Source organism: Arthrobacter sp. NPDC080086 (assembly GCF_040702285.1).
This window is the reverse complement of record NZ_JBFBKP010000134.1, coordinates 1-5,786: the sequence shown is the minus strand read 5'-3', so window position 1 is coordinate 5,786 and position 5,786 is coordinate 1. Positions and strand designations below refer to the sequence as shown.

Sequence of the window (5,786 nt, the reverse complement as noted above, 5' to 3'; positions counted from 1 at the left end):
CCCGCTCCCGGTTCGGGGGCGGGCCGCCGGGGCCCCTTTCCTGTGTTAACCCGGGCCGGCTACTTCGACCGGTGCGGCTAGGACATCGGGTCGGTGATATCCGTGACGACGGCACCGAGCGCGGCGAGCAGCGCGTCGGCGTCGACGAAGGCGCTGTAGCCGTGCTCCCCGGCCCCCATCGAGATCCGCCGGCCGGCGACCGTGCTGTCCGCGTAGACCGGCCACGCCGTGGTGCTGCCCAGGGGAGTGATGGTGCCGCGTTCGTAGCCGGTGGCGTCGAGGGCGACGTCGGCACTGGGCAGCGAGAGTTTGTTGACCCCGACTGCCTGGCGGAGCTTGGGCCAGGAGATCTGCCGGTCGCCCGGGACCAGGGCGAAGAGGAACGTGCCGTCCTTGTGCTTGACCACCAGCGACTTGACGATGTCAGCGGGGGTGATCCCCAGGATGGCGGCCGCCTCCTCGAGACTGCGGGCCGCCTGCCGCTCCACCAGCTCCACACTGAGGCCCCGGGCCGCGGCGTCGGCCAGAAACCGCCGGCGCCCGGCGCCGCCGACGGGGCCGTCTCCGGCGCCCAGACCGGGGGCCGGGACCTCCTCCGGGCCGGTCATCAGTCGCGGTACAGCAGAAGGGCCTCGCCCTGTCCGCCGCCGCCGCAGAGGGACACCGCCGCCTTGCCGGAGCCGCGCCGCTTCAGTTCATGCGCCGCGTGCAGGGCCAGCCGTGCGCCGGAAGCACCGATCGGGTGGCCGAGCGCGATGGCGCCGCCGTGGATGTTGCACTGCTCCAGCGGGTAGTCCAGATCCTTGAGGGACTGCACCGCCACGGAGCCGAACGCCTCGTTGATCTCGATGAAGTCCAGGTCCGCCGTCGTCCAGCCGGCCCGCTGCAGGGCCTTCTTGATGGCGTTGGAGGGCTGGGAGTGCAGCGAGTTGTCCGGCCCGGCCACCTGGCCCGGCGCGCCCACGACCGCAAGGTACTCCAGGCCGTGCTCCTCGGCGTAGGACCGGGACGTCAGCACCAAGGCGGCTGCACCGTCGGAGAGCGGGGAGGAGTTGCCGGCGGTGATCGTGCCGTCGGTGGCGAAGGCGGCGCGGAGCCCGGCGAGGGACGCCACGGAGGTGTCCGGCCGGACCCCCTCGTCCGTGCTGACCGTCACCGGTTCACCCTTGCGCTGCTTCACGCTGATCGGCGCGATCTCACCGTCGAACACACCGTCCTTGCCGGCGGCGGCGGCCCGCTGGTGTGATGCGGCGGCCACCTCGTCCTGTGCGGTCCGGTCGATGCCCAGGGTGACGTTCTTGCTCTCGGTGGAGAGGCCCATGGACTGGCCGTCAAACGCATCCGTCAGGCCGTCGTGCGCGGCGGCGTCGAGGGCCTGGATGGAGCCGTAGGTCCAGCCCTGGCGGGAGCCCGGCAGCAGGTGCGGCGCGCGGCTCATCGACTCCTGGCCGCCGGCCACCACCACGGTGGCGTCTCCGCTGCGGATCATCCGGGCGGCGTCGATCACGGCCGTCAGGCCGGAGAGGCAGACTTTGTTGATGGTGACGGTGGGGACATTCCAGCCCACACCGGCGCCGATCGCGCTCTGGCGGGCGGGGTTCTGCCCGGCGCCGGCCTGCAGGACCTGGCCCATGATCACGGCATCCACCTGATCGGTGGCCACCCCGCTGGCGGCGAGGGCCGCGCGGATGGCGTGGGTGCCGAGCTCGACGGCGGTGAAACTGGACAGCTGTCCGTTCAGCCGGCCCTGCGGGGTGCGGGCGGCGGCGAGGATGACAACATCGTTGTTGTCCGGCGAGTTGTTCATGATGGTTTTTCCGATCTCTGGGGATAGCCCAAGGTTATCGTGAGCCCCATCACGGGGCTATCCGGGGAACCGGCCCGGCCGCCCACCCCGCCGCCCACCCCACTCCCGCTCGGTTGGCCACCCCTCCGCGCGGGGGAGGGGCCGGTGTTTGCAATCACGGCGTAAGTGGGGTAGACAAGTAGGTTGCTTTGCCGTATCGTAGATATTTGCGTCTTCCCTGTTTACCTTCAGCCTTCATATAGCGGTGGGCTTAGCCTGACAGCTGTTCCATCAATGTGCCGTCTACAACGTGCACCAGCATGGGCAGTATGGGTCCCGGGTCATATAGCGGAACCGGATTGGTAGCACTGCGGAGTCACTTCGCAGACTGCATGACGGGGGAGATCTGAAAACGCCTGAAGGTCTGTGGAAGGATCCCTCTTGGTCGCCTCGAGCACCTCTAATGAAAACAACGCCGCTATTAATGCCGACAGCACCGATGGTGCCACCCGCCGGCTCTCCTTCGCTAAGATTCACGAACCGCTGGATGTTCCGAATCTGCTTGCCCTGCAAACCGACAGCTTTGACTGGCTCGTCGGCAACGAACGCTGGCAGGCACGCGTAGCGAAGGCAGTCGAAGAAGGTGACCTGAGCGTCGCAACGACGTCCGGTCTGTCCGACATCTTCGAAGAGATCTCCCCGATCGAGGACTTCCAGGGCACCATGTCCCTGAGCTTCTCCGAGCCGGAGTTCGCTGACCCCAAGTACACCATGGCCGAGTGCAAGGACCGGGACGCTACGTACTCGGCTCCGCTGTACGTCAAGGCCGAGTTCATGAACAACAACACGGGCGAAATCAAGCAGCAGACCGTGTTCATGGGTGACTTCCCGCTGATGACCGAGAAGGGCACCTTCGTCGTCAACGGCACCGAGCGTGTCGTCGTCTCCCAGCTGGTCCGTTCGCCGGGCGCCTACTTCGAGCGCACCGCCGACAAGACCAGCGACAAGGACATCTTCACCGCGAAGATCATCCCGTCCCGCGGCGCCTGGTTCGAACTCGAGATCGACAAGCGCGACCAGGTCGGCGTCCGCCTCGACCGCAAGCGCAAGCAGTCCGTCACGGTGCTGCTGAAGGCCCTCGGCTGGACCGAAGGCCAGATCCTCGAGGAGTTCGGCCAGTACGACTCCATGCGTGCCACGCTGGAGAAGGACGCTACCGAAACCCGCGAAGACGCGTTGCTGGACATCTACCGGAAGCTGCGCCCGGGCGAGCCGCCCACCGTCGAGGCTGCCCAGTCGCTGCTGGACAACCTGTACTTCAACTCCAAGCGCTACGATCTGGCCAAGGTTGGCCGTTACAAGATCAACCGCAAGCTGGGCATCGACCGCTCCCTTGGCGACAAGGAAGCCTCGGTCCTGCACGTTGAAGACATCGTCGCCATGATCAAGTTCCTCGTCGCGCTGCACGCCGGCGAGAAGACCATCATGGGCAAGCGCGATGGCCAGGACCACGAGCTGCGCGTCGAGATCGACGACATCGACCACTTCGGCAACCGCCGTATCCGCGCCGTCGGCGAGCTCATCGAGAACCAGGTCCGCACCGGCCTGTCCCGCATGGAGCGCGTTGTCCGCGAGCGGATGACCACCCAGGACGTCGAGGCGATCACGCCGCAGACCCTGATCAACATCCGACCGGTCGTCGCCGCGATCAAGGAGTTCTTCGGAACCTCCCAGCTCTCGCAGTTCATGGACCAGAACAACCCGCTCTCGGGCCTGACCCACAAGCGCCGCCTGTCCGCGCTGGGCCCCGGCGGTCTGTCCCGTGACCGTGCCGGCATGGAAGTCCGTGACGTGCACCCGTCCCACTACGGACGTATGTGCCCCATCGAAACCCCTGAAGGCCCGAACATTGGTCTGATCGGTTCGCTGGCGTCCTACGGCCGCATCAACCCGTTCGGTTTCATCGAAACCCCGTACCGGCTGGTCAAGGACGGCGTCGTCTCCGACGATGTCCAGTACCTGACCGCCGACGACGAGGCCGAGGTGCTCATCGCCCAGGCCAACGCGCCGCTGGACGAGAACAAGAAGTTCGCCGAGGACACCGTCCTGGTCCGTGCCCGTGGTGGTGGAGGCGAGCCCGTGCTGGTCCCGGCCGCCGACGTCGAGTTCATGGACGTTTCCCCGCGCCAGATGGTGTCCGTGGCTACCGCCCTGATCCCGTTCCTCGAGCACGACGATGCCAACCGTGCACTCATGGGTGCCAACATGCAGCGCCAGGCCGTGCCGCTGGTCCGCTCCGAGGCGCCGTTCGTCGGCACCGGCATGGAGCGCGCCGCAGCCGTCGACGCCGGTGACGTGGTCATCGCGAAGAAGGCCGGTGTGGTCACCGAGGTCTCCGCCGAGCTCGTCATCATGCTCAACGACGACGGCACCGAGACGAACTACCGGATCAACAAGTTCGCCCGCTCCAACCAGGGCAACTGCTACAACCACCGTGTCCTGGTCAACGAAGGCCAGCGCCTCGAGGTCGGCGGCATCATCGCCGACGGCCCGGCGACGGACCAGGGTGAACTCGCCCTCGGAAAGAACCTCCTGGTGGCATTCATGTCCTGGGAAGGCCACAACTTCGAGGACGCCATCATCCTCTCCCAGCGGATCGTGGCCGAGGATGTCCTGTCCTCGATCCACATCGAGGAGCACGAGATCGATGCCCGCGACACCAAGCTTGGTGCCGAGGAAATCACCCGTGACATCCCGAACGTGTCCGAGGAGGTCCTGGCCGGACTGGACGAGCGCGGCATCATCCACATCGGTGCCGAGGTCGAAGCCGGCGACATCCTGGTCGGCAAGGTCACGCCCAAGGGCGAGACCGAACTGACCCCGGAAGAGCGCCTGCTGCGCGCCATCTTTGGTGAGAAGTCCCGCGAAGTGCGCGACACCTCCCTGAAGGTGCCCCACGGCGAGTCCGGCACCGTCATCGGCGTCCGCGTCTTCGACCGCGACAACGACGACGAGCTGCCCCCGGGCGTGAACCAGCTGGTGCGCGTCTACGTGGCCGCCAAGCGCAAGATCACCGACGGTGACAAGCTCGCCGGCCGTCACGGTAACAAGGGCGTCATCTCCAAGATCCTGCCCGTCGAGGACATGCCGTTCCTCGCGGACGGTACCCCGGTGGACATCGTCCTGAACCCGCTGGGTGTTCCGGGCCGTATGAACGTCGGCCAGGTCCTGGAAACGCACCTGGGCTGGGTTGCCAAGACCGGCTGGAAGATCGAAGGCGAGCCCGAGTGGGTCAAGAACCTGCCGAACCTGCCGCGCGAGAGTGGTTCCACCACCGTCGCAACGCCGGTCTTCGACGGTGCCCGCGAAGAGGAAATCACCGGTCTGCTGGACTCCACCAACGTGACCCGCGACGGTGACCGCCTGATCAACTCCTCCGGCAAGACCCGCCTGTTCGACGGCCGCTCCGGCGAGCCGTTCCCGGATCCGATCTCGGTCGGCTACATGTACATCCTGAAGCTCCACCACCTGGTGGACGACAAGATCCACGCGCGCTCCACCGGCCCGTACTCCATGATCACGCAGCAGCCGCTGGGTGGTAAGGCACAGTTCGGCGGCCAGCGCTTCGGTGAAATGGAAGTGTGGGCGCTCGAAGCTTACGGCGCCGCCTACACGCTCCAGGAACTCCTCACGATCAAGTCCGATGACATCCACGGTCGTGTGAAGGTCTACGAAGCGATCGTCAAGGGCGAGAACATCCCCGAGCCGGGCGTTCCTGAGTCCTTCAAGGTCTTGATCAAGGAAATGCAGTCGCTGTGCCTGAACGTGGAAGTTCTTTCCACGGACGGAACCACAATTGAAATGCGTGACTCTGATGACGCAGTCTTCACGGCTGCGGAAGAACTGGGCATCGATCTGTCTCGTGCAGAGCCCAGTTCCGTAGAAGAGGTTTAGCAGGGAGTCCACGACCGCGGGCTTGCCGCCCCCCGTCCTGGACGAA

3 protein-coding genes are annotated in these 5,786 nt (G+C 66.2%); 1 reads left to right on the top strand and 2 read right to left on the bottom strand.

The window, feature by feature from the left end; translation table 11 throughout:
• Positions 1 to 77: 77 nt before the first annotated feature.
• Positions 78 to 608, bottom strand: a complete 531-nt coding sequence (locus tag AB0305_RS22390; protein ID WP_364133366.1) for a YbaK/EbsC family protein — start codon at positions 606 to 608, stop codon at positions 78 to 80.
• Entirely contained in the window at positions 608 to 1,807 is a 1,200-nt protein-coding gene (locus AB0305_RS22385) for an acetyl-CoA C-acetyltransferase (RefSeq protein WP_290255939.1), read from the bottom strand. Before AB0305_RS22385 ends, AB0305_RS22390 begins: the two co-directional genes overlap by 1 nt.
• A gap of 420 nt (positions 1,808 to 2,227) precedes the next feature.
• Between AB0305_RS22385 and rpoB the strand changes: the two genes are divergently transcribed.
• Complete coding sequence (rpoB, locus tag AB0305_RS22380) at positions 2,228 to 5,740, top strand: DNA-directed RNA polymerase subunit beta (protein WP_364133363.1); 3,513 nt, start codon at positions 2,228 to 2,230, stop codon at positions 5,738 to 5,740.
• Positions 5,741 to 5,786 lie beyond the last annotated feature (46 nt).